The organism is Streptomyces sp. TAA204 (assembly GCF_000424965.1).
The window spans coordinates 256,171-279,179 of the sequence record NZ_AUKW01000006.1; the positions used below are offsets into that span (position 1 = coordinate 256,171).

11 protein-coding genes are annotated in these 23,009 nt (G+C 73.0%); 7 read left to right on the plus strand and 4 right to left on the minus strand.

Annotation, left to right across the window (positions count from 1 at the left end; all coding sequences use genetic code 11):
- Window positions 1-413: 413 nt before the first annotated feature.
- Genes H343_RS0113970 through H343_RS0113980 form a run of 3 tightly spaced genes read left to right on the plus strand, consistent with a single transcriptional unit; the run spans window position 414 to window position 2,475 of the window.
- The gene (locus H343_RS0113970) at window positions 414-770 is read left to right on the plus strand and encodes a YciI family protein (protein ID WP_028431664.1); all 357 of its coding nucleotides are present in this window, start codon (window positions 414-416) and stop codon (window positions 768-770) included.
- A gap of 42 nt (window positions 771-812) precedes the next feature.
- On the plus strand, window positions 813-2,069 hold the full coding sequence (locus H343_RS0113975; RefSeq protein WP_106958845.1) for an RNA polymerase sigma factor: 1,257 nt from the start codon (window positions 813-815) through the stop codon (window positions 2,067-2,069).
- 46 nt (window positions 2,070-2,115) lie between these two features.
- Window positions 2,116-2,475 carry a hypothetical protein gene (locus tag H343_RS0113980; RefSeq protein WP_028431666.1) on the plus strand — a complete coding sequence of 120 codons (360 nt, stop codon included), beginning with the start codon at window positions 2,116-2,118 and terminating at the stop codon, window positions 2,473-2,475.
- A 179-nt stretch (window positions 2,476-2,654) separates the two neighbouring features.
- On the opposite strand, the gene H343_RS0113985 is transcribed toward H343_RS0113980, so the two are convergent.
- The 4 genes from H343_RS0113985 to H343_RS0114000 all read right to left on the minus strand — a co-directional run bounded on the left by H343_RS0113985 (window position 2,655) and on the right by H343_RS0114000 (window position 6,439).
- Complete coding sequence (locus H343_RS0113985) at window positions 2,655-3,143, minus strand: GNAT family N-acetyltransferase (protein WP_028431667.1); 489 nt, start codon at window positions 3,141-3,143, stop codon at window positions 2,655-2,657.
- 155 nt (window positions 3,144-3,298) lie between these two features.
- Window positions 3,299-4,171, minus strand: a complete 873-nt coding sequence (bla, locus tag H343_RS0113990) for a class A beta-lactamase (RefSeq protein ID WP_051265178.1) — start codon at window positions 4,169-4,171, stop codon at window positions 3,299-3,301.
- Between the two features lie 292 nt (window positions 4,172-4,463).
- Window positions 4,464-5,381, minus strand: coding sequence for a class A beta-lactamase (bla, locus tag H343_RS0113995; protein WP_028431669.1), 918 nt, complete (start codon window positions 5,379-5,381; stop codon window positions 4,464-4,466).
- 158 nt (window positions 5,382-5,539) lie between these two features.
- Window positions 5,540-6,439, minus strand: coding sequence for a helix-turn-helix domain-containing protein (locus tag H343_RS0114000; protein WP_037903668.1), 900 nt, complete (start codon window positions 6,437-6,439; stop codon window positions 5,540-5,542).
- A 542-nt stretch (window positions 6,440-6,981) separates the two neighbouring features.
- Here H343_RS0114000 and H343_RS0114005 point away from each other — a divergent pair.
- The 4 genes from H343_RS0114005 to H343_RS0114020 all read left to right on the plus strand — a co-directional run bounded on the left by H343_RS0114005 (window position 6,982) and on the right by H343_RS0114020 (window position 22,544).
- Window positions 6,982-8,364 (plus strand): condensation domain-containing protein, encoded by a 1,383-nt coding sequence (locus tag H343_RS0114005; protein WP_028431671.1) that lies wholly within the window; start codon window positions 6,982-6,984, stop codon window positions 8,362-8,364.
- A gap of 762 nt (window positions 8,365-9,126) precedes the next feature.
- Window positions 9,127-11,481 carry an amino acid adenylation domain-containing protein gene (locus H343_RS30530; RefSeq protein WP_078505588.1) on the plus strand — a complete coding sequence of 785 codons (2,355 nt, stop codon included), beginning with the start codon at window positions 9,127-9,129 and terminating at the stop codon, window positions 11,479-11,481.
- Entirely contained in the window at window positions 11,478-15,470 is a 3,993-nt protein-coding gene (locus tag H343_RS30535; protein WP_051265180.1) for a condensation domain-containing protein, read from the plus strand. The genes H343_RS30530 and H343_RS30535 overlap by 4 nt, the downstream gene beginning before the upstream one ends.
- A 210-nt stretch (window positions 15,471-15,680) precedes the next feature.
- Window positions 15,681-22,544: a non-ribosomal peptide synthetase gene (locus H343_RS0114020; protein ID WP_028431672.1), complete on the plus strand. Its 6,864-nt coding sequence runs from the start codon at window positions 15,681-15,683 to the stop codon at window positions 22,542-22,544.
- Window positions 22,545-23,009: the final 465 nt, after the last annotated feature.

Here is a 23,009-nt window from a genome sequence, read left to right on the forward strand (position 1 = left end):
CACGCTGCCGTGTGCCTAGGGGGCTACAGGCGTCGTCGTGCGCGGAATCGGAGGAGAGAGTGTGAGGGAAGGGAGCCTTCCACCTGAGGCGATGCCCGCCGGAGAGGGCGGGCGGTGGAGGAGGAGAGGGTTCCGCTCATCGGCGACGGCGAGTGACCGCCAGTGACCGCGGCGCCGGTCGGTCATCATTCCGTGAGGTGCCCCCGCCTTCCGGCCCGGCTGCCCGGCCCCGCGTCCGGCCGTCCGTTCCCTCCTGCCCGCTCCCGGCCCCTCGCCGCGTACGGACCACTCCCGCCTGCCGCCCCCGGCAGGTTCCCGGAAGAATCTCCCGGGAACTGTCGATCCGCTCGTCCTCCGTTCGACGCAGGGGTGAGGGCAGGGAAAGCCCCCGCCCTCCCTACCGAGGAGTCACCATGCCGCGTTACCTGTCCATGGTCCGTGTCGACGAACACAACCTCCCCTCCGAAGCACCCGACCCCGGCTTCGAGGAGCGCATGGGCGCACTGCTGGAGGAGATCACCAAGGCGGGCGTCATGCTGGACACCGCCGGCCTCGCCCCGACCTCCGAGGGAACCCGGATCACCTGGTCCGGCGGCAGTTTCAGCTACACCGACGGTCCTTTCACCGAGAGCAAGGAGGTGATCGGCGGCTACGCCATCACCCAGGTCAAGGACAAGGCTGAGGCCGTGGAGTGGACCAAGCGGTTCCTCCAGTGCCACCCGGAGAACTGGACCGTCACCGTCGAGCTCCGGGAGATCGCAGAGGACTGATCCGGCTGCGCTTGCCCTGCCCCGGTGCGGCTGCTGTGATGAGTGGCCGTGACGGCAGGAAACGTGACAGAGACGGTCGAAGCGGTCTTCAGGATCGAATCCGCGCGGATCATCGCCGGTGTCACCCGCATCGTGCGGGACGTGGGCATCGCCGAGGAACTCGCGCAGGACGCACTGGTGGCCGCCCTGGAGCAGTGGCCCGGGTCGGGCGTCCCGGACAGACCGGGCGCCTGGCTCATGGCCACCGCCAAACACCGCGCGATCGACCTCGTACGCCGCAGGGAGACCTACGCGCGCAAGCTGGCGGAGGTCGGGCGTGCACTGGAGGACGTACCGCCGCCGGGCCCCGACGACATCCCCGGCGCCGGCGACATCGACGACGATCTGCTGCGGCTGATCTTCACCGCGTGCCATCCCGTGCTGCCGACCGAGGGCAGGATCGCCCTCACGCTGCGGCTGCTGGGCGGGCTGACGACCCAGGAGATCGCCCGCGCGTTCCTCGCCACCGAGCCGGCCGTCGCCCAGCGCGTCGTCCGGGCCAAACGCACCCTCGCCAGGGCAGGGGTCCCCTTCGAGGTCCCCCACGGAGAGGAACTGGCCGCCCGGCTCTCGTCCGTCCTCGAAGTCGTCTACCTCATCTTCAACGAGGGCTACTCCGCGACGGCAGGCGACGATCTGGTGCGGCCCGCACTGTGCGAGGACGCGCTCCGTCTGGCCCGCGTGCTGGCGGGCCTCATGCCGCGGGAGAGCGAAGTGCACGGCCTTCAGGCGCTGCTGGAGTTCCAGGCCTCCCGCATCCCCGCCCGCACCGGCCCCGACGGGCGGCCCGTGCTGCTCGCCGACCAGAACCGCACCCGCTGGAACCGCATGCTCATCCGCCGCGGCGCGGAGGCCCTGCACCGCGCGGGCGACGGCCCCTACTCCGTGCAGGCCGCCATCGCCGCCTGCCACGCGCATGCCGTCCGCTACGAGGACACGGACTGGAAGATGATCGCCGCCCTGTACGACCGGCTGCGGGCGATGGCCCCGTCCCCGGTGGTGGAGCTGAACCGGGCGGTCGCCGTCTCGATGGCGCAGGGGCCCACCGCTGGACTGGAGCTGGTGGACGCCTTGACGGACGAACCGGCTCTGAAGGGCTACCACTTGCTGCCGAGCGTACGAGGGGATCTGCTGGAGCGCCTGGGCCGGGCGGCGGAAGCGCGCGCGGAGTTCGAGAGGGCGGCGTCGCTCACCCGCAACTCCCGTGAGCGGGACCTGCTGTTGGGCAAGGCCGCCCGCGCGGCCTCCGGCGGTGCGTAGAGGACGCCGCCCGCCCCGCCCCGTCGCGCTGCTACCTTCCGGAGCCATGAACGAGACCGTGTACGTCGGCAACGCGGGCAGCGACGCGGCACTGGACCGGGGGTGGCTGCTGGGCCACTTCAAGTCCCCCTCCGATCCCCGCCACAGCGAGGCCCTGGAGATCAAATGGGGCGTCCACCCGCAGGGTGAGGAGCGGGCGCGGTGGGTGACCGGCGAGGAGCGAACTGCCCTGCTCGTCCTGATCAGTGGCCGCTTCCGAGTCGAACTGCCGGGGCGCAGTGTGGTGCTGTCCCAGCAGGGCGACTATGTCGTGTGGGGCCGGGGCGTGGACCACTCCTGGGTCGCGGAGGAGGAATCCGTCGTGCTGACGGTGCGCTGGCCCTCCGTCCCCGGCACCGGCCGATGAGCAGTGACCCCTTCTGACCGTCGGTCGGCAGCACCTGGGTGCGCGATCCACTGCTTCCGTGCCGCCCATTCGTACTTTCCCTCGCCCCCCGTCCGGGCCCGGCGGTCTCCGAGCGATCAGTCGCCGCTGCACCGATGGCGGTCCGGTCCCCACGGCTGGGGACACAAAGGGACCGGGGCTCAGAGGCGGCGGTACATGACGTGCAGCCCGACGTAGCCGGCCGCCGGATGCCGGAAGCCCTCCGGCAAGGTGCCCAGTACCTCGAAACCGAGCGACCGGTAGAGCTTCACCGCATTGGTGTTCGTCTCCACAACCGCGTTGAACTGCATCATGCGATAGCCCGCCGCACGCGCCCAGTCCAGTGCGTACTCGCACAGCGCGCGTCCCACGCCCCGGCCGCCCTGCGCCGGGTCGACCATGAAACTGGCGCCGGCGACGTGCGACCCGTTGCCCATGTGGTTGCGGTTCATCTTCGCGCTCCCCAGGACCGCCCCCGCGCCGTCCACAGCGACGACCGTACGGTCCGGGCTCGGCAGCAGCCACCAGTCGCGGCCCTGGCCCTCGTCGAGATCGACCGGATAGGTGAAGGTCTCACCCGCGGCGACGATCGGCTGGAAGAAGGACCAGATGGCGGGCCAGTCCTCCGCACCGGCGTCCCTGATCAGCATGCCGACAGCATGCCGCAGGGACGCGGTACCTCCAACGCCTTTTCCGCGTGGCGCACGCCCGGGGTGCCGAGCCTGCCGGAGGCCGGGAAGCAGGTTCTCGTCCTCGTCCTCGTCCTCATCCTCGTCCTCGGCCGAACCCGCCTCCGCGACGGATCTCAGAGCGCCTTCGCCAGCAGGGCCGCGGTCTTGGCGATCAGCGGCTCGTCGGCGGCGGCCTCGGCGTCGTCCTTGGTGGACAGCACGGCCAGAACGAGGGGCGTACCCGGAGTTCCGTCCGGCTTCCAGGCGACGCCGACGTCGTTGGTGGTGCCGAACTCACCCGTCCCCGTCTTGTCGGCGAGGGTCCAGCTCCCGGGAAGCCCGGCGCGGAGGCGGGCGCCGCCGGTGGTGTTGGCCAGCAGCCAGTCGGTGAGCCGCTTCCGGTCCCGGGGACGCAGCGCACGGCCGAGCGTGAGCCGCGCACAGGTCCGTCCGATGGCGCCCGGAGTCGTCGTGTCCGTCGTACGCCAGGGCTCGGCTGAGTTCAACTCCGGTTCCCAGCGGTCGAGTCGGGTGGCGCGGTCACCGACGGAGCGGCTGAAGCGCGTGACGGAGGCGGGGCCGCCGAGTTCGCGGAGCAGCAGGTTGGCCGCGGTGTTGTCGCTGTAGGAGACGGCGGCTGCGCACAACTCGCCCACGGTCATGCCGCCTTCGAGGTTCCCCGGTTCACCAGTGACGGGCGCGTAGCCCGAGTCCTGGACGTCCTGCTCGGTGTAGCGGACGCGTTTGGCGAGGAACTCGCCGTACTGGTCGAGGTCTCGGAGGACGGCGGCGACGGCGACCGTCTTGAACACCGAGCAGATGGGAAAGGTCTCGTCGGCGCGGTACAGCACGCTTGTGCCGGTGACGGAGTTGTGCGCGAACACGCCGAGCCGGGCCGAGTGTTCACGCTCCAGTTCGCGCAGGGCGCGGGCGATGCCGTGCTGCGGCCCCGAGGCCCGTCCGGCCGGCGCCGCATGCGCCGTCCCGGAGGAGACGGCGGCGGCCATCGCGGTTCCTGCGCTGAGTGCGAGGGCGGTGCGGCGGCTGGGAGGGGGCCCGGGGGTCTTCAAGATGGCGTACTCCTGTGCAGGTTGGCGGTGAACGCTGCTCACTGGTCAAGACACCCCGGTGGCCTCTCCGGTTCCCCGGTGACCGGGCAGGCCCAGCATCGGCCCCTCGGGACCGGGGGCTCTTCGCCGGACGCGCGACGGGGTGCCGAGCGGTGGGCAACTGTCCGCCCCAGGTGGGAAGTTGTCGCCGGGCAGGCCACGGCGCCCCCGGCCGGGCGAACCCGCGTCCTCAGACGAGGGCGGCCGACACGTACGCTGCCGCCTCCGCGATGAGGTCCTCGTCGTACGGCGCGTCCTTGCTGTCCCTGCTCGACATGATCGCGATGACGAGCGGCGGCGCGGACCTCGGGGGCCAGGCCACGGCGATGTCGTTGAGGGTGCCGTGGTCACCGGTACCGGTCTTGTCGGCCACCTTCCAACTGGCGGGCACACCGGCACGGATGCGCCGGGCGCCCGTCGTGTTCCGCTCCAGCAGGTCGCGGAGGAATCCGCGCTTGCCGGAGGGCAGGGCGTCCCCCAGCACGATCTTGCGGTAGTCGGTGCCGAAGGCCCGCGGAGAAGTGGTGTCACGGGGGTCGCCGGGTGCGGCTTCCGTGATGGCCGGCTCGGTCCGGTCCATCCGGGTCACCTTGTCGCCCAGGCTGCGGGCGTACGCCGTCAGCCGGCCGGGCCCGCCCAGATCGCGGAGAAGGAGATTGCCCGCTGTGCCGTCGCTGTGGCGGACCGCGGCGTCGCACAGCTCCCGGATCGTCATGCCGGAGGCCACATGCCTCCCGGTGACGGGGGAGTGCTTCATCAGGTCGTCTTCGTCGTAGGTGACGACCGTGTCCAGATGCGAGAGCGGGTTACGGTGCAGGACCGCTGCTGCCGCCAGGCCCTTGAACGTCGAACAGAACGCGAACCGTTCGTCCGCCCGGTGGACGACGGTCTCACCCGTGCCGGTGCCGAGGGCGTACACACCGAGGCGGGCGTCGAACTTCCGCTCCAGAGCAGCCAGTTGAGGGTGCAGTTTGTCTTTCTTGTCGTTCTTCTCCGCCGCATCGGCAGAGGCAGTGGAGGCGGGCTTCTCGCCCCTCGCGCATCCGGCCAGCGGAAGGAGCGCTGTCACGCCAAGGAGCGTGCGGCGAGTGACGGTCGGTTGCGACAATGTCCCACAATTCCCTCCATCAGCGGGTTGTGAGGATATCAAGCCGACAGGGAACGGGCGGGGGCGGCCCGAAGCCGCCCTCCGGGACGGTCCGGTCCGGAGCGCACCTGCGCCGCCCACTCGTGCGCTGCGTGCGGAGGCGTCCCCGCTGCCGCTCGTCACCCCGCCGCGGCCGCCGCGGCCGGTGCGGCGAGGGAGCGGCAGTCGGCGCACCCCGCGCCGGGGTCGTGACTGCGGAACGCGCGCTCACAGCCTTCACAGGTCACCAACGGCGGAGGGGCGGGGGCCGGTTGGGTCTCGGCGGGGAGCGGAGGCGGGAGGAGGATGCGCAGGCGGTGTTCCAGGAATCGGGCCGGGCGATGGATGGGCAGGGGCTCGGGCGGCAGGTTCGCAGTGAGGGTGCGGGCGATCTGGGGGAGCGTCGCGGAGCGTGCCAGCCAGGTTTCGACGGCAGGGACGAGGCGGGCCACGTCACGCGCCGAGAGGAGCAGCCGTGCATCGGCCAGGCGCAGCCGTACGAGAAGTTCGGCCGCCTGCCCGCTCTGCATCCGCGGCGCGGGCTGCCGCCGGGGTGGCGGTGAGACCGGCGGCACTTCCCGCTCCTCGTCGGAGGCCCCGGCGGGAGTCCGGGGAGGGGAAGTTGGGCACGGGGCGACAGCGGCGCGACGGGGACGGCGGTCGGACCCGGCGGCGGCGCAGCCGGGCTTGTCGTAGGAGAAGGTGCGGGTGGCGAAGCGCCCGCCGTCGAGAGGGACGCGGCGGCGCTGAAGGTAACCCGCCGCTTCCAGCTCGTTGAGCGCCCTGCGGATCGTGGTCTCGCCCTCGCGGAAGCGCAGCGTCAGCGCCTTGACGGTGACGCAGGCGCCGTCCCGCAGCGACTGGATATGGACACCGAGCCCGATCGCCGTCGCGGACAGGCGTGGATGCTGGGCGAGGTGATTGCCGACGACCGTGTAGCGGTCGGTGTGGCGGTGGCGTACGTGGACCACTCCGGCGCGTGGCGCGCCCTCCGGGAGCGGGTGTGCGGGCAGGGCCGCGTTAGACTGCGGGTCAGCCATCGGGAAGGTCTCTGCTTCCTGGTTGGTCAGGCCCTCGTCAGGATTGCCGTCCTGCCGGGGGCCGATGCATGTGCGGTTGTTGGGGCCGACCGTACCTCACCGAATCCGCATAACGGACGATCCGTCACCCGAACGTGTGGCGAGCGGTGTTGGGCCGCCGGTTCGGTGGGGTTGGTTTCTTTCCCGTTGCCTTTACGGGGAGCCGCGCCTCACCGGTGCGCGGGAATCCGGGTCCCGGTGGCGGGGCAGAACTCCCGCTGAAGGAGGAATGCTCGCGGCGCCCTTCATGCTCCCGGCCGCCCACGCAGCGGCCGGCAAGCAGAGCGCGGAGCCAGTGGAGTTCTCGCTGTACCGGACGGGTACTCGCCGGGGTGCAGCTCCTCGTCATGGACGTCTGCCGTGGGCGGGCGTCGTGTGGCAGGGTGGCGTGCCTGATCAGGTGTCACGGGGGGTGCCGGAACCGGTCGTCGAGGATGCGTTCCGGGGGTGGATCCGCTGACACGGTGTCGGCCGGGCACGGGTCGGATGATTCGGGGGTGCGTATGGAATCGCTGTGTGACGCGCGGGGTGTGACCGACGTTCCGCTGTCGGTGGGGCAGTCGTCGTTGTACTTCCTGCACGAGCGGGATCCGGAATCGACGTCCTACCAGGTCGCCGTGTGCTTCTCGGTGGGGGAGCGGCTGGACTCCGGGCGGATACGCACCGCCTGGGAGGAGGTGTGCGCCCGCCACCCGGTGCTCACCGGTGTCGTCACCATCGGAGAGCAGGGGTATGTGCAGCGTTGGGGTTCGGCCGTCCCGCCCTGCACGGTGCGGGAGACCCCGGGGATCGGTGCGGAGGAGTTGCTGCGCCTCGCACACCGGGACTACGCGCGTCCGTTCGTGCTGCGGCGAGACGCTCCGGCCCGGTGCTTTCTCTACCAGGGCGAGCAGACCTCGACGCTGTTTCTCGTGCTGCACCACATGCTGTGCGATCTGACTTCGACCTTCGTCCTCTGCGAGGACCTGTTCGACGCGTACCGCGGAGGGCCGGCCAGGCCGACCGCCGAACCCGACGGCTCCTGGGCCCGGTTCGTAGCCGGTGAGCGGGCCCTGCTGGACAGCGACCGGTCCGCGCCCATGCGCCGTTACTGGGAGGACCGGCTGGCGGACTGCCGATTCGCGCTGGACCTTCCGGACGACGACGCCGTCGGCGGCTCACCCGGTGCGGCGGATGCGGAGGCTCCCGCACTCGCCCGGTTCACGCTGACGTCCGCCCTGGCCGACCGGGTGCGTGCCGTCGCGGCCGGCAGCGGCACGTCCACCGCCACCGTCCTGCTGGCCGCGTTCAACGTGCTTCTGCACCGGCTGACCGGCCACGAGGACGTCGTTGTGGGCTTTCCCACCGAGGGCCGCAAGAAGCAGTTCCGGCGCACCGTCGGCTATTTCGTGAATTCGCTGCCGCTGCGGACCCGGGTCGCCGCCGGGGACTCCTTCGGGTCGGTGCTGGCCGCCACACATGCCGCGCTGGTGGGTGCCGTCCGCCATCAGGCGCTGCCCGTTCCAGTGGTGCTGCGCGGCCTCGCACCCGAGTCCGTGCGGGCGATGCACGAGGTGAGCTTCCAGTTCGAGCCGGAGCGGCTCTCCTACGGTGCCCATATGCATTTCGCCGATCTGGGTCCGGTGCTGGTCCGGGGCACGGAGTGTTTCCCGCTTGCGATCCGGCAGCAGATCGGTCAGTTCCCGCTGTGGATGCAGATCGGCGAGGTGGGCGGTGCCCTGGAAGGCGGGTTGCACTTCGACCCGCTGAGGGTGCGCCGGGCCGACGCGGACCGGTGGGCGGGGTGGTACGCCGGTCTGGTCGCCCGTGCGGTCTCCGGTGAGGCGGTCACCGTCGCGGAGTTGGCGGCGCGGGCCGCCGGCGGCGGCCCGCGGGCGGTGGAGTGAGGTGCCGCCGGACTGCGGACGGACGGTGCCCCTTCGTGGAACAGAACCGGAGCTTCAACTTCCCTTTCGATCTTTTTCCAGCGAATTCCCGCTGACCGTCGCGGGACTGCGCTCGGTGCGCCGAGCGCGCCTCGTGGCAGCCGCAAGCTGAACAGGTGCGGGGATTCTGTGCATTGCTGGACCGTGCGGTGAAGGCTGTGGCAGACTGCCGCTCATTGCACCGCAATTCCGCCGGGCGGGAATATGTACGGGCGCAGGCGCGGAGCGCATCGAAGAGCTGTGGGGCCGTCCCGTGACCTGGGAATCCGGCTCTCCTCCTGCCGTGCCACGGCCGCAGGGGTTCTGAACGAAGAGTTACGGGGAGACCGCGTCATGCGAAAGAACCACGCAATGCCTGAGAACGGTTCGTGAGCCGCGCCGGCTGCCCGGCGGGGCAGGCGGAGAAATGAGTGCCGGGGTCATCGGTATTCCATTCCGTCAATCGGTCCGACGGAGCACCGTAAGGAATCAGAACCGCCGTCAGGTACGGCAGAATTCAGTACCGGAAATCTTCCGTCCCGTTGCGGTGCGGAGCCTTTCCCGTATCTCTCCGCCCGCTTCTGGCGATGGGCTCCTGGCCGTCCGGTCTGCCGCACGCACACCGGGCGCCGCGTCCCTGCCCGGAGCCGCAGCCCGCCACCACCTCCCGGTACGGGCGGGCCGCACGGAGCGTCTCCGCCGTACCGCACAGGCCCTGACCCGGGCCGGAAACGAGGAGCGGCCATGACACCGGTGAACTGCCTGGTCTGGAGCCTGGCCGCGACGGCTCAGCACGGGGCGGTGCGGGACAGGACCGTGCCGGGCGGAGCCCCCGGCGGGCTCCGCCCGGAGGTGCTGCACACCCTGGCAGTGCTGCGCCGCCGCGGCCTCGTGCAGGCTGTGGTGGCCAGGGACGGTGACGCCGGGGCGGTGGCGGTTCTGCGGAGCCATGGACTGGACGGCCCTGTCGGCCTCCTCGGTGCGGACGGCAGCGGTGCTCCCGCAGCCGTGCGGTGGATCGCGCAGCAGCTGAACACCTCCCTGGACACCCTCGCGTTCGTCGGAGACCCACGGGAGGGCACGGAGGTGCGGGACGCGCTGCCCGGGGTGCGGGTCCACCAAGCGGCGGACGCCGCGCTGCTGCCGGAACGTCCCGAGTTCGCAGCCGGCGGACCGGGAGCAGCGCAGAGCGTCCGGTCCGAGCCCCCTCCGGCCCCGGAGAGCGTCCGGAGCCTTGACGGGCCCCCGCCCCCGGGCGGAGGCGGGACGCACCCCGACGTGCTGCACCTGCTGGAGGAGCAGTTCCGGCTGAGGCCGGACCGTACCGCCGCGGTGGTGGGTGCGGAGCAGATGACCTATCGCCAACTCGACCAGCAAAGCCGGGTGCTGGCAGCGTGGTTGCGGCACCGGGGCGTGCGGCCCGGCCAGGTGGTGGTGCTGCACCAGAGGCAGCGGCTGTCGCTGCTGACCGGAATGGTCGCCGCGCTGCGCACGGGTGCGGCGTGGTGCGTCGCCGACCCCTCGCACCCGGTCGCCCACCTGCTGTCGGTCGTCCACGACACCGGCAGCCCGGCGCTCGTGCTGCACGGCACGGAGCCGGCCACCGCGCCGGCGGCGGTCCGTGCCGCCTTCGGCGCCGCTACTGTCCCCGAACTGTGCGACCTGGACCGGCCGCCGGAACTCCTCCCGGTGCCTGAAGCGCCGCCGCAGGCCACGGATCCAGGCAGCCCGGCGTACGTCATCACCACCTCCGGCACCACAGGGCCGCCGAAGAACGTACTGGTCAGCCGGGGCGCACTCGCCGCGCTCCTCGCCTCCCGACCCTACGAGCACGGGCTGACCGCGTTCTCCGCCCTGCGCCTGTCCTGGGACGGCGCGCTGATGCTCACCTTCCTGGCGCTGTGCACCGGCGGGACGGCGGTGCTCCCCGACGCGGCCGAGCTGCCCGCGGCGGAACGGGTCGCCGCGCTGCTCCGCCGCCACCGCGCCCAGCAGTGCCTGACGACCCCGTCGTTCTACCGTCAGCTGCTGCCGCACCTGGCGGGCGCCGAGCAGCACCTGAGGCTGATGATCCTCGCTGGGGAAGCGACCCCAGCTTCCCTGGTCGAGCGGCACCGGGCGGCACTGCCCGGCACAGCGCTCGGCAACGAGTACGGGCCCACCGAGGCGACCGTCGCCGTCACCGCACACCGGGTCGCGGGCGTCCCCGAGGGCGAGGTGCCCATGGGCGTCCCCACCGCGGGCACCACCGCCCGGGTCCTGGACGCGGAGCTGCGGCCGGTCCCGCCCGGTGCCGTGGGGGAGCTGTATCTCGCGGGCGCTCAGCTCGCGATCGGTTATGCCGGCCGCCCCGGTGAGACCGCGCTGCGCTTCCGGCCCGACCCGTTCGCCGCCGGCGCCCGCATGTACCGCACCGGTGACCTGGCCCGCTGGAACGCAGCGGGGGAGCTGGAGTTCCGCGGCCGCACCGACGGGCAGGTCAAGATCGCCGGGGTGCGGGTCGAGCGGCACGCCGCCGCAGCCGTCCTGGAGGGCCACCCCTCGGTCGAGCAGGCAGTCGTCCTGGCCGTCCCGCAGGAGGTCCCTTACGGGGAGGGGGGCACCGAACTGGTGGCGTACTGGGTCCCGACCGCGGGCAGCGCCCGGCCGGCCGACGGGCGGGCGCTGCGGGAGCACTGCGCCCGGCACCTCGTCCCGCAGGGTGTACCGGCGGCCTTCGTGCCCGTCGACGCGCTGCCCCTCACGCCCAGCGGCAAGGCGGACGAGGCCGCCCTGCTGACGCGGCACCGGGCGGGGCGGGACGCCGCAGCCGTACCCGTGGGAGAGGAGTGGGAGGGTGCCCGGCGCGAGGTCGCCGAATGCTGGGCACACGTCCTCGGCCACGGCGAATTCGGGCCCGACGACGACTTCTTCGCCGTCGGCGGCACCTCGCAGGGGCTGCTCGCGCTGCACGTCCGCTACGAGCACCGCTGGCCCGGAGCGGTCCGGCTGGGCCAGCTCTTCGACAGGAACACCCCGGCGGCGCACACGCTGCTGATCACCGGGAGCCGCACGATCGACGCCGCCACCGGCACGGTGCCCACCGGGAGGGACGTATGAACGGGGACGGGCAGCGGACGGCCGGCGGGGGTATCCGGCCCGGTGACGCCGCCGAACCGGAGGGCTTCGCCATCATCGGCATCGGCGTCCGCTTCCCCGGCGCGGACGGCCTCGACGCTTTCCGCGACAATCTCCGGTCCGGCCACGACGCCGTCCGCGGCATGCCCCGGGAGCGGGCCCTGGCCACCGGTCTCGATCCCGACGCGGACTATCTGCCGATGGGCCATCTTGACGACGTCGACGGCTTCGACCACGCCTTCTTCGGCCTCACCCGACACGAGGCCGAACTCACCGACCCCCAGCACCGGATCGCGCTGACCCTCGCCCACCGGGCGGTCGAGGACGCAGGCCAGACCGCCGGTGAGCTGGGCCGCCGCCGGACCGCCGTGGTCTTCAGCGCGGCAGCCGGCGGCTACGGGCAGCGCCTGAGCGAATCCGACGTGCTCGCCGCCCTCGGCAACGCTCCGTTCGGACTGACCGCCCGCATCTCCCACACCCTCGGTCTGCGGGGCCCGTGCTACTCGCTGGACAGCGGCTGCAACGGATCGCTGCTCGCAGTCCGTCTCGCCTGCCGGGAACTGGCCGCCGGGGACGTGGAGTTCGCCGTGGCCGGCGGAGTCAGCATCCGGCCCGACGGGCTGCTGCGGCAACAGGTCGGAGGCTTCGCGGAGATCGCCTCGGACAGCGACCGCTGCCGGTCCTTCGACCCCGCGGCGGACGGCACCGTGGCGGGTGAGGGCGGAGCCGCGGTGCTGCTGACCACGCTCGCCCGCGCCCGGGCTGAGCGGCTGCCGGTACACGCGGTGATCCGTGCGGTCGCCGCCGGGCACAACGGCGGTTCGGCCGGCACGATCAGCGCCCCCAGCGCCGCCGCGCACGCCGAGGTCATCCGGGCGGCCTGGCACGCGGCGGGCCTGGAACCGGAGCGAGCCGGTTTCCTGGAGGCGCACGGTTCGGGTACCCGGCTCGGTGACGCCGTCGAACTGGAGGGCCTTGCCACGGTGTTCGCGGACCGGGAGTCGCCACTGCCGATCGGCGCCGTCAAGTCGGGCATCGGGCACCTGGACAACGCCGCGGGCATCGCGGGTCTGGTCAAGGCGGTGTTGAGCGTCCGGGACGGCGAGCTGTACCCCTCGCTGCACTTCACCGGCGCCGCGCCCGGCAGCGACCTGGCCGCCGCCCCGCTGGAGGTCGTCACGGCGCGGCGCATCTGGGAGGGGAGTGAACGCCTCGCCGGCGTCAGCTCGTTCAGCCTCGGCGGCAGCAACGTGCACTGCGTCGTACAGCAGCCGCCGGCACCGCCGCAGTCCACAGGGCAGGACGGGGGCCGGCGCTGCCTGATCGCGGTGTCCGCCCGTACGCATGCCGCACTGGCCCGCCAGTGCGCCGACCTCGCGGTGGCCCTGCACGACACCGCTCAGCCCTTCGACGACGTCGCCTTCACCCTCTGCCGGGGCCGTCCCCACCACCCGCACCGGGCCGGCGTCGTCGCAGACGGCACCCGCGGGCTCGCGCTGAGCCTGGCCACCCGCTCCACCTGGCTCGCCGCGCTGCAGCCCACGGCCTGCAGCGCGGACCGGACGGAAACACGGCCCCGAGTGGTGCTGCTGCTCTCCCCGGACGGCCCGGCGCCGCTGCCGCCGGGACGGCTGCCACCCGAACTCCCCGCCACCGGAGCCCACTTCACCGTGCTGGCCTCCCAACTGGCCGCCGTCACGGAACTGCGCCGCTGGGGCGTCCGCCCGGACACGGTGATCGGGGCGGGCGTCTCCCGGTACCTCGCTCGGTATCTGCGGGACGAGCTGACCGGGCAGGACACCGCCGCGCTCGCAGCCGGCACCGATCCCGGCCCCGCCGACCCGGACCTGCTGGCAGACGTCGTCGGCGGCCTGCTGGACCGGGGGCCGGCCGTCCTCGTGGACCTCACACCCGGCGGCAGCCTCGGCGCCCTGGCCGTCGAACGGACAGCCGGGGATGCACGGGCACACTGCCACACCGCCGCCCCCGACGATCACGATCTGCTCGGGGTCCTGGCCGCGCTGTACGAGCAGGGCGTCGACCTCGACTGGGCCACCGCCGGTCCCCCGGCACCGGCACGTGCGCGGGCACGTCTGCCCGGCCACCCGCTCACGCCCGTCCGCTGCTGGCTGCCGCCGGCCGCGGGACCGGCGCCGTCCGCGCCGCAGGCTCCGGCCGGCGGAGGCCGTGGCCTCCCGCAGGACTCGCACGCTCGTCCGGCGGCGGAGGGACCGGGGGGCGCGGACGACCGGCGGGATCCGGTGACCCGTTGGCTCTGCAGGACCGTCGCGGAGCTGCTCGACATCCCCGAACCCGGCGCGGACGCCCACTACTTCGGGCTCCAGGGCACCTCCCTGGCCGCCCTCCAGGTGATCAACCGGGCGGAGGAGCGTTTCGGGGTGCGCATGCGGCTGCTCGACCTCTACGAGCACCCCCGGCTGGCCGACTTCGCACGGCTGCTGCGCGAGTCCGCGGGCCCCGCCGCGCAGGAGCCGGCCGCCGCACCCGTACCGGCCTCCCCGGCGCGGCCGGAACTGCTGCCCGGAACCGAGGCGGTGATGTCCTTCGGTCAGGAACGGATGTGGTTCCACCACCAGATCGAGCCCGGCACCACCCTCTACAACCAGCCGACCGTCAGCGAACTGGCCGGGTCGCTGGACGTTGCCGCGGTCCGCGGCATGTGGCACGACCTGGTGATGCGCCACGAGGTGCTGCGTTCCAACTTCCGTACCGCCGAGGGTGCTCCCCGGCTGCACGTCCGGCCGGACCCCGGCGACTTCTTCACCTTCGCCGACGTCTCCGGCGAGGCCGACCCCCCGGCGTCCGCCCGGGAACTGGTCGCGGCCGCGGCCGCCCACCGCTTCGACCTCGCCCGGGACCCGCTGCTGCGGGTGCTGTTGGTCCGGATCGCCCCGGAGCGCCATGTCCTTCAGCTGACCACGCACCACGCTGTCAACGACGGCGGCGCCCCCACCGTCCTGCGCCGGGAACTCCCGGAGCTGTACGCGGCGCGCCTCGAGGGGCGGGCAGCACTGCTTGCCGCACTGCCGGTCCAGTACCGCGACTGGGCCCGCTGGCAGCGGGAACTGCTCGCCGGTTCGGCGCTCGACCACGAACTTGCCTACTGGCAGCGTAAGTTGAGCGGGGCTCCACGCCTGGATCTGCCGACCGACCACCCCCGGCCGCCCCGCAAGTCCTACGCCGGGGACATGGTGCCCTTCACCGTGGCGGCCCCGGTGGTGCGGCGGCTGCGGGAGCTGGCGGAGCAGCAGTCGGTGACGCTGTACGTGGTGCTGCTCTCGGCGTACGTCCTGCTGCTCGCCCGCCTCAGCGGCCGGCGGGACGTGGTGGTCGGCACCCCCACCTCCGGACGGAACCACCCGGCGCTCCAGGGTCTCCTCGGCTACTTCAACAGCACGGTAGCCCTGCGCTGCGAGGTGCCCTCCCAGACAGGGCTCGGTGACTGGATGCGGCAGGTGCGCACGGTGGTGCTGGAAGCGATGGACCATCAGGAGGTCCCCTTCGACCGGGTGGTCGGTGCCCTGGACGCCGAACGCGACGCGAGCCGCGATCCCGTGGTGGACGTCTCCTACGTACACCAGGAGCTCCCCCGCTACCGGCTCACCGAGGAAGGTGGAATCGGGGGCTTCTTCGACGAGCAGGAAACGGTCATCAACCGCTTCGAGGGGATGCCCGTCCGCACTGCGAAACTCGATCTGGGCCTGATCACCAGCGACCGCGAGGGCCGGACGGACCTCACCGCGGGGCTGGAGTACAGCACCGACCTGTTCTCCGCCGCCACCGCGACCGCGCTCACCGGGGCCTACCAGGACCTGCTGCGGGCCGTCGCCTTCACGCACCGCCCCTGCGACCCGGTCGGGCCCCTGCTGGAGCGCCCCGCCGTTCCCGTCCCGGACACCGGTCCGGATGCGGGCGCGGGGACGCCGGCTCCGCCGGAGGCTGCCCCGTGACCCACACGGGACACGGCCTGCGCAGCTGCCCCGTCGGACCGGCCCGCACCGGGCCACCGGCCGACAGGGACGCGACAACTCCCGCACGCATACCAGCCCTCGGCAGCCGGCGTGCCGCATCCGTACCGGTGCTGTCCGCACGCACGGGCACCCGGCCCGAGCAGCCCGGTCACGGCGGCCCGCACCGCCGCAGGGCCGGAAAGGACACCCATGACCAGCTCTGACGCCGTTCCGCCGGCAGCCGCCGCGGGGCGGACCGCCGGGTCTCCGGACACCCGTTCCGGGCAGCCGGAGACCCCGACCCAGCAGGTCGTCGCCGAGGTCTGGGGAGAAGTGCTCGGAGCCGCCGCCCTGCCCGGTGACAGCTTCTTCGCACTCGGCGGCGACGAGCACACCGCCGCCCGCGTACTCGCCGGGCTGCACACGCGGACCGGCGTCGAACTGCCCGTGGACGCCCTGACCGTGCACCCCACGCTGCGTGCCTTCGCGGCCCACGTGGACCGCTCCCTGCGGGATGGTCTCGGGGCGCTGACCGCCGGTCAGCTGCGGGCCAGGCTGGACTCCGTCCTGGGCACGCACAGCCCGCAGCCGGACCCCTCCGCCCCCCTGGCGGCGCCCGCGTCCCTGGCCTCACCCGCCTCGCTGCCCGAGCCCGGGGCCGGTGCCGCCGAGGCCTCGACCCGGGACATCACCGAAGACCCGGTGCCGGTGCACCGGCTCTTCGCCCGCTGGGCGGCGCGTACTCCCGCCTCCGTCGCCCTCACCGACGGCGGCGAACACTTCCGCTACGGCGAACTGGACGCCCGCGCCAACCGCCTCGCCCACCGGCTGCGCCAGGAAGGCGTCGGCCCGGGAACCCGCGTCGGCGTCAGCGCCCACCGCTCCGCGTGGCTGGTCACGGGCCTTCTCGCCGTCCTCAAGGCGGGCGGCTGCTACGTACCGCTGGACCCGGCCTATCCCGTCGAGCGGCTCCGCCTCCTTGCCGCGGACGCCGGTGTCAGCGTCCTGCTCACCGGCCCCGGCACCCGCTGCTGGTGGCGCGGCGACCCAGGGAGCGTCGTGCACATGACCGACGACCCGGCGCTCGCCTCGCTCCCGGACACCCCCGTGGCGGACCGCTCCGCCCCCGACGACCCCGCCTACATCATCCACACCTCCGGCTCGACCGGGACCCCCAAGGGCGTGCTGGTCCCGCACCGCAACATCAGCCGTCTGTTCACCGGCACCCGCGAGTGGTTCGGCTTCGGCGCGGACGAGGTGTGGACGCTGTTCCACTCCTGCGCCTTCGACTTCTCGGTCTGGGAGATGTGGGGGGCGCTCGCGCACGGTGGCCGGCTGGTCGTGGTTCCGTACGCCACCAGCCGGGAACCGGCCGCGTTCCGGCGGCTGCTGCACGAGCAGCGGGTGACCGTCCTCAACCAGACCCCGTCCGCCTTCCACCAGTTGGCTCGCGCCGACGCCGCGCTTGCCGGGGGCACGGAGCCCCTCGCCCTGCGATGGGTCGTCCTCGGCGGGGAGGCCCTGGACCCGGCGGCGCTGACCGGCTGGTTCGCCCGGCACGGCGACACCGCGCCGCGCGTGGCCAACATGTACGGCATCACCGAGGCCACGGTGCACACCACATTCCGCAGGCTCACCCGTGAGGACACCGCCGACGGACGGTCCGGCAGCCCCCTCGGCACACCCCTGCCCGATCTGCGTGTGCACGTGGTGGACGACCGGGGCCGGCCGGTACCCCTCGGTGTCACAGGGGAGCTGTACATCGGCGGCGCCGGCCTGGCCGAGGGGTATCTCGGCCGGCCCGGGCTGACCGCGGAGCGCTTCGTCCCCGACCCGTTCGGGACCGGCAGTGGCGCACGGCTGTACCGCACCGGCGATCTGGTGCGGCAGAGCCCGGACGGCGAACTGGAGTACCACGGCCGCATCGACGACCAGATCCAGCTGCGGGGCTTCCGGATCGAGCCCGCCGAGATCGAGTCCGCGCTGACCGCGCACAGCTCGGTGCACGAGTCGGTGGTCCTCCCGCGGACCGGTCCCGACGGGCACACCGCGCTCGCCGCCTACGTGACCTGCCACGAGGGCGCGCCCGCCGTGACCGTTCCGCAGCTGCGCGCACACCTGTCCCGGCTGCTGCCCGCTCATCTGGTCCCGGCGGACCTCGCGGTGCTGCCTCAGCTGCCGCTGACCGCGAACGGCAAGGTCGACCGGGCGGCGCTGCCCGCTCCCGGCCCCGCAGCGGCAGGCACCGGCATCGAATACGTCGCGCCGCGGGATGCGGTGGAGCAGACCCTGTGCGGAGTGTGGGCCCGCTCGCTGGGTGTCGGGCGGGTGGGGATCGACGACAACTACTTCGCGCTGGGCGGGGATTCGATCCGCAGCATCCGGCTGCTGACCCTTGCCCGGGAGGCCGGGCTCCAGGTGGACTTCCACGACCTGCTCGAGCACCAGACGGTGCGTTCCCTGGCGGCGTCCGCCCGTCCGGCAGGAGACCCGTCCGGCGCGGAGGAGTACCGGCCGTTCTCCCTGCTGAGCCGGACAGACCGGTCCCGGCTGCCGGCGGACGTGACGGACGCCTACCCGATGACCCGGCTCCAGCAGGGACTGCTCTTCCACAGCGACCAGGACGGCTCCGCGGACGGCGCCGTCTACCACAACGTCTCGGCGTACCGGCTGCGCGTCCAATTCGACGAATCCGCCTGGCGGCAGGCCCTGACCGGCCTGCTGGAGCGGCACGAGATCCTTCGGACCACCTTCGACGAGCGTAACTTCGGCGAGCCGCTGCAACTGGTGCACCGTCACTTCACGCTGCCGGTGGCTTTCGAGGATCTGCGCGGCCTGTCACCGGCCGACCGCGACGCGCAGGCCGGACGGGCCTTCACCCGGGAGCGCGCCACCCGCTTCGACCGGCTCACCGCGCCGCTGGTCAGGTTCCGCCTGCAGCGCCTCACGGACGAGACCGTGCAACTGCTCGTCACCGAGCACCACGCGGTGCTGGACGGCTGGAGTGAACGCTCGCTCTTCGTGGAGCTCCTCCGGGAGTACACCCGGCTCGCCTGCGGCGCCCCGGTCCCGCCGGCCGCCGCGCCTGCCGCCCGGTATGCCTCCTACGTCCGGCTGGAACGCCAGGTGTCGGCAGGCGACGCCGGCCGGCGGTTCTGGACGGAGGTGCTGGCCGGTGCGACCGTCACCGAACTGCCTCACCCCGGTGGCGCCGGGCAGGACCGGTCTCCGGCCAGGATGCGCACCGCGGCACGGGCGATGCCCGACGGGGTGTCCCGCGGGCTGGCCGCCCTCGCCCGGGAGCTCGGCGTCCCGCTGCGGACGGTGCTGCTGGCAGCCCATCTGCGGGTGATGAGCCTTCTCGGCGGCACCGACGACGTCGTCACCGGCGCCGTGTACAACGGACGCTCCGAGGAGCCGGACGGTGACCGGGTGCTGGGCCTCTTCCTCAACACCCTGCCGCTGCGGGCCCGGCTGGCCGGCGGTACCTGGTACGACCTGGTGCGGCAGACCGCGGCGCTCGACCGGGACGTCCAGGCGCACCGCCGCTATCCCCTCGCGGACATCGTCCGCCACACCGGAATGTCCGACCCGTTCGAGGGCTACTTCAACTACACCCATTTCCACGTGGAAGAGGCCCTGCCCGACCCGTCCCTGCTGGAGATCACCGAGGAACACGTCGTGGCGGACACGCACTTCCCCTTCGGTGCGGAGTTCGTCCGGCGCGGTGGAAGCGGCGCTCTCGGCCTCGCGGTGCGGTTCGACGCCGCGCGCTTCGGCGAGGAGTTCGCCGACCGAGCCCTCGGCTACTACAGCGCGGCGCTCACGGCGCTCGCCGAGGACCCGGGCAGCCGGCACGAGACCGCCGACCTGCTCGACGCGGACGAGCACCGGGAGCTGGCGGAGTGCAACGCCACCGCGGTCCGCTTCGACCGGCCGCACACGCTGGACGCGCTCATCGCCGAGCAGATGCGGCGCACCCCCGGGGCGACGGCCGTGCGGTACGCGGGCGCTGAGCTCACCTGTCGCGAACTCCACGAGCGGGCCGAACGGCTGGCCGGGGTGCTGCGGGTGCACGGTGCAGGACCGGGCACCTTCGTGGCCGTGGTGCTGGAGCGGTCACCGGACCTGCTGGTCTCCGTCCTCGCGGTGCTGCGGGCCGGTGCGGCGTACGTGCCGCTCGATCCGGAACACCCCCCTCGGCGGCTGTGCGGCGTCCTGACCGAGGCCGGCATCACCCTGGCCGTCACCGGCGACACCGGACACCGGCGGCTCGCCGGTGCGGATGTGACGACGGTCCGCCCGGACGGCACCCCGCACCGGGAGCCCCGGGCCGCAGCCGGGCAGCCGTGTGCCGCCGCCCGGGCGGCCCTGCCCGGCGATCCCGCGTACATGATCTTCACGTCCGGTTCGACGGGAGCCCCCAAGGGCGTGGTCGTCCCGCACCGGGCGATCAGCAACCGGCTGCTGTGGCTCCAGCGGGAATTCCCCCTCGGCCCGGGGGAGGCGGTGCTGCTCAAGACACCGGCCACATTCGACGTGTCCGTGTGGGAGCTGCTGTGGCCACTGGTCGCCGGCGGTGTCGTGGTCGTCGCGCCTCCGGGTGCTCACCGCGAACCGGCCCGTCTCGGGGAGCTGATCGCTGCCGAGTCCGTCTCCACGGTCAACTTCGTGCCGTCGATGCTCCAGGCGTTCCTCGACGATCCGGCCGGGGCCGCCGCGTGCGGGACGCTCACCCGGGTCCTGTGCAGCGGCGAGGAGCTGACGTACGACCTCCAGCAGCGCTTCTTCGCCGTCTGCGGTGCCGAACTGCACAACATCTACGGACCGACGGAGGCCGACCTGACGCACTGGCGCTGCGTGCCGGACGGCTCCCGGACCGTGCCCGTGGGGCATCCCGTGGCCAACGCCGAGGCGCACGTGCTCGATCCGCACGGACAGCCCGTGCCGCTCGGCGTGACCGGTGAACTCCATCTGGGCGGCACCGGCCTGGCCGAGGGCTACCACCGGCGGCCGGATCTCACTGAGCGCGCCTTCATCCGGCACACCGACCGCGCGGGAGTCACCCGCCGCCTGTACCGGACGGGGGACCTGATGCGGCGGCTGCCCGGCGGTGCCCTGGAGTTCCGCGGCCGGACCGACCGCCAGATCAAAGTCCGCGGGCTGCGCATCGAGCCCGGCGAGGTCGAAGGGGTCCTCGTGGAGCACGAAGAGATCGCCGAGGCGGCCGTGGTGCTGCGCGGGGAACGGCTGGCGGCATGTGTCGTGCCCCGCTCCGGGGCGCTGCCGTCCCCGGAGCGGCTGGCCCGCCATGCGGCGGACCGGCTGCCCGCCCACATGGTTCCCGCGGAGTGGTCGCTGCTGGAGCGGATGCCGCTGACCGACAGCGGGAAACTGGACCGGGCTGCGCTGGGAAGGCTGCCGGCCGCTCCGGACGGCCGGCCCGCTCCGGTGCCGCCGCGTGACGCCCGCGAGGCCCGGCTGCTGGGCCTGTGGCGCGAGCTGCTGCCCGGCCGGCACGTCGGAGTGCACGACGACTTCTTCGCAGCGGGCGGCCACTCGCTGCTCGCCACCCGGCTCGTCTCCCGGATCCGCTCCGAGTTCGGAACGGAGGTGGGTATCCGGGATCTCTACGCCCGACCCACCGTGGCGGCCCTTGCCGGGCTGCTCACCGGAGGGCGGCAGACCCGTCCCGCGCTGACCGCGGGCACCGCCACCGAGGACGACGCTCCGCTGTCCCCCGCCCAGGAGGACCTGTGGCTGCTCGGCGAACTGGACCGGCCGGGCGCGTTCAACATTCCCAACGCGCTGCGGCTGCACGGCCCGCTCGACCGGGAGGCCCTGGCCCGTGCCTGGGGGGACGTCCTCGCCCGGCACGAGCCGTTGCGCACCGTTTTCCCGGACCGGGACGGGCAGCGACGCCAGCACGTCCTCGCATCCGCGGAGTCGGCGGAGCTGCGTCTGGCCGAAGCGGACCCCGGGGAGCTGCGGCGACTGCTGGAGCAGGAGGCGGGCCACGTCTTCGACCTGGCCACCGAGGCACCCGCCCGGGCGGCACTGTTCCGGCTCGCCCCGGACGAGTACGTGCTGATTCTGGTGATTCATCACATCGCTTCGGACGGCTGGTCCGAGGGTCCGTTGGGCCGGGACCTGTCCACCGCCTACGCCGCACGCCGCGCGGGGGAGGAGCCGCGCTGGCAGCCGCTGCCGGTGCGGTACCGGGACTACGCCCGGTGGCAGCACGACCTCCTGGGCGACCGCGACGACGAACACAGCGTTCTGGCCCGCCAGTTGGCCCATTGGCGGTCTGTGCTCGCCGGGCTCCCTGCGGAGCTGCCGGGAGCCCGGCCCCGCCCGGCGGTCGTTTCGGAGCGGGGCGAGGAGGTGGCGCTGCGCATCCCGGCGGCCGTACACCACGGTGTCACGGAGCTTGCCCTCGCTCACGGCGCCAGCCCGTTCATGGTGCTGCAGGCGGCGCTCGCGCTGGTGCTGTGCCGGACGGGCGCGGGGGAGGACGTACCGGTCGGCACGGTCCTCGCGGGGCGCACCGACGACGCCCTGGACGACATGGTCGGGCTGTTCGTCAACCGCATGGTGATGCGCACCGACCTGTCCGGCGACCCGTCCTTCGGTCAACTGCTGGAGCGGGTGCGGGAGTACGCCCTGACCGCGTACGCCCACCAGGACCTGCCCTTCGAACTGCTGGCGGGTGAGCTCCTGCCCGGGCACCCCCGGGACCGTCACCCCCTCTACCAGGTGCAGCTCGTACTGCAGAACAACGTGCAGGGCTCGCTCGATCTGCCGGGGGTGCGGGCGGTGCCCGTCCCGCTGGACCACACCACCGCGCGCTTCGATGTGAACATCCACCTCTACGAGCAGTTCGACGGGCAGGGCCAGCCGGCGGGCCTGGAAGGGATGATCGTCTTCGCTGCGGACCTGTGGGACCCCGCCACCGCCGCCGCGCTGGCGCGGGGCCTGGTGCGGGTGCTGACCGAGGTGACCAGCCGTCCCGAACTGCGGGTGCACGAGGTGGATCTCGGGGGCGGCGCAGCGGAGCGGCCCGAAAGGAGTTGACCGTCCTGCTCCGGCCTCACCGTTCTCCGCCGAATCGCCGAATCGCCGAATCGCCGAATCGCCGAATCCCCGGACCGTCCGGGCAAGACCCGCTCGGCGGATGCCGGTTCGAATCTGGAGCACGGGGGCCGGCCTCAGAGTCTGCGTTGTCCTGATCCTGGCGGCCGGGCAACTCGGTTGCCGCCGTTGTCGTCTCCCTGGGCGGGGCTGACGCCGGCCGGTATCCTGTAAGGCTTTCCGCAGCCGCGGATCGTGTTCGGGCCCCGGCCGCGCCGGGACCTCGAACTGTCCGGTGGTCCCGGTGAGTTCCCCGGAACCCCCGCAGGAGCGGCGTCACGCAGAGCCGCCCGTCCCGCGCGGGTGCCGCGGACGAACGGAAGGAGTGTGCCGCCATGCGGACGAAGACCTCCAGAACCTGGCCGCCCGCCCGGAAGTTCCGGGAGCACGGGCGGCGGGTTCCGGAAG

Excerpts from the sequence above, each read along its gene's own strand:
- H343_RS0113970 (WP_028431664.1), top strand. The coding sequence starts at position 414 with ATGCCGCGTTACCTGTCCATGGTCCGTGTCGACGAACACAACCTCCCC.
- H343_RS0113980 (WP_028431666.1), top strand. The coding sequence starts at position 2,116 with ATGAACGAGACCGTGTACGTCGGCAACGCGGGCAGCGACGCGGCACTG.
- H343_RS0113985 (WP_028431667.1), bottom strand. The coding sequence starts at position 3,143 with ATGCTGATCAGGGACGCCGGTGCGGAGGACTGGCCCGCCATCTGGTCC.
- bla (WP_051265178.1), bottom strand. The coding sequence starts at position 4,171 with ATGGCCGCCGCCGTCTCCTCCGGGACGGCGCATGCGGCGCCGGCCGGA.
- H343_RS0114000 (WP_037903668.1), bottom strand. The coding sequence starts at position 6,439 with ATGGCTGACCCGCAGTCTAACGCGGCCCTGCCCGCACACCCGCTCCCG.
- H343_RS0114005 (WP_028431671.1), top strand. The coding sequence starts at position 6,982 with ATGGAATCGCTGTGTGACGCGCGGGGTGTGACCGACGTTCCGCTGTCG.
- H343_RS30530 (WP_078505588.1), top strand. The coding sequence starts at position 9,127 with ATGACACCGGTGAACTGCCTGGTCTGGAGCCTGGCCGCGACGGCTCAG.
- H343_RS30535 (WP_051265180.1), top strand. The coding sequence starts at position 11,478 with ATGAACGGGGACGGGCAGCGGACGGCCGGCGGGGGTATCCGGCCCGGT.
- H343_RS0114020 (WP_028431672.1), top strand. The coding sequence starts at position 15,681 with ATGACCAGCTCTGACGCCGTTCCGCCGGCAGCCGCCGCGGGGCGGACC.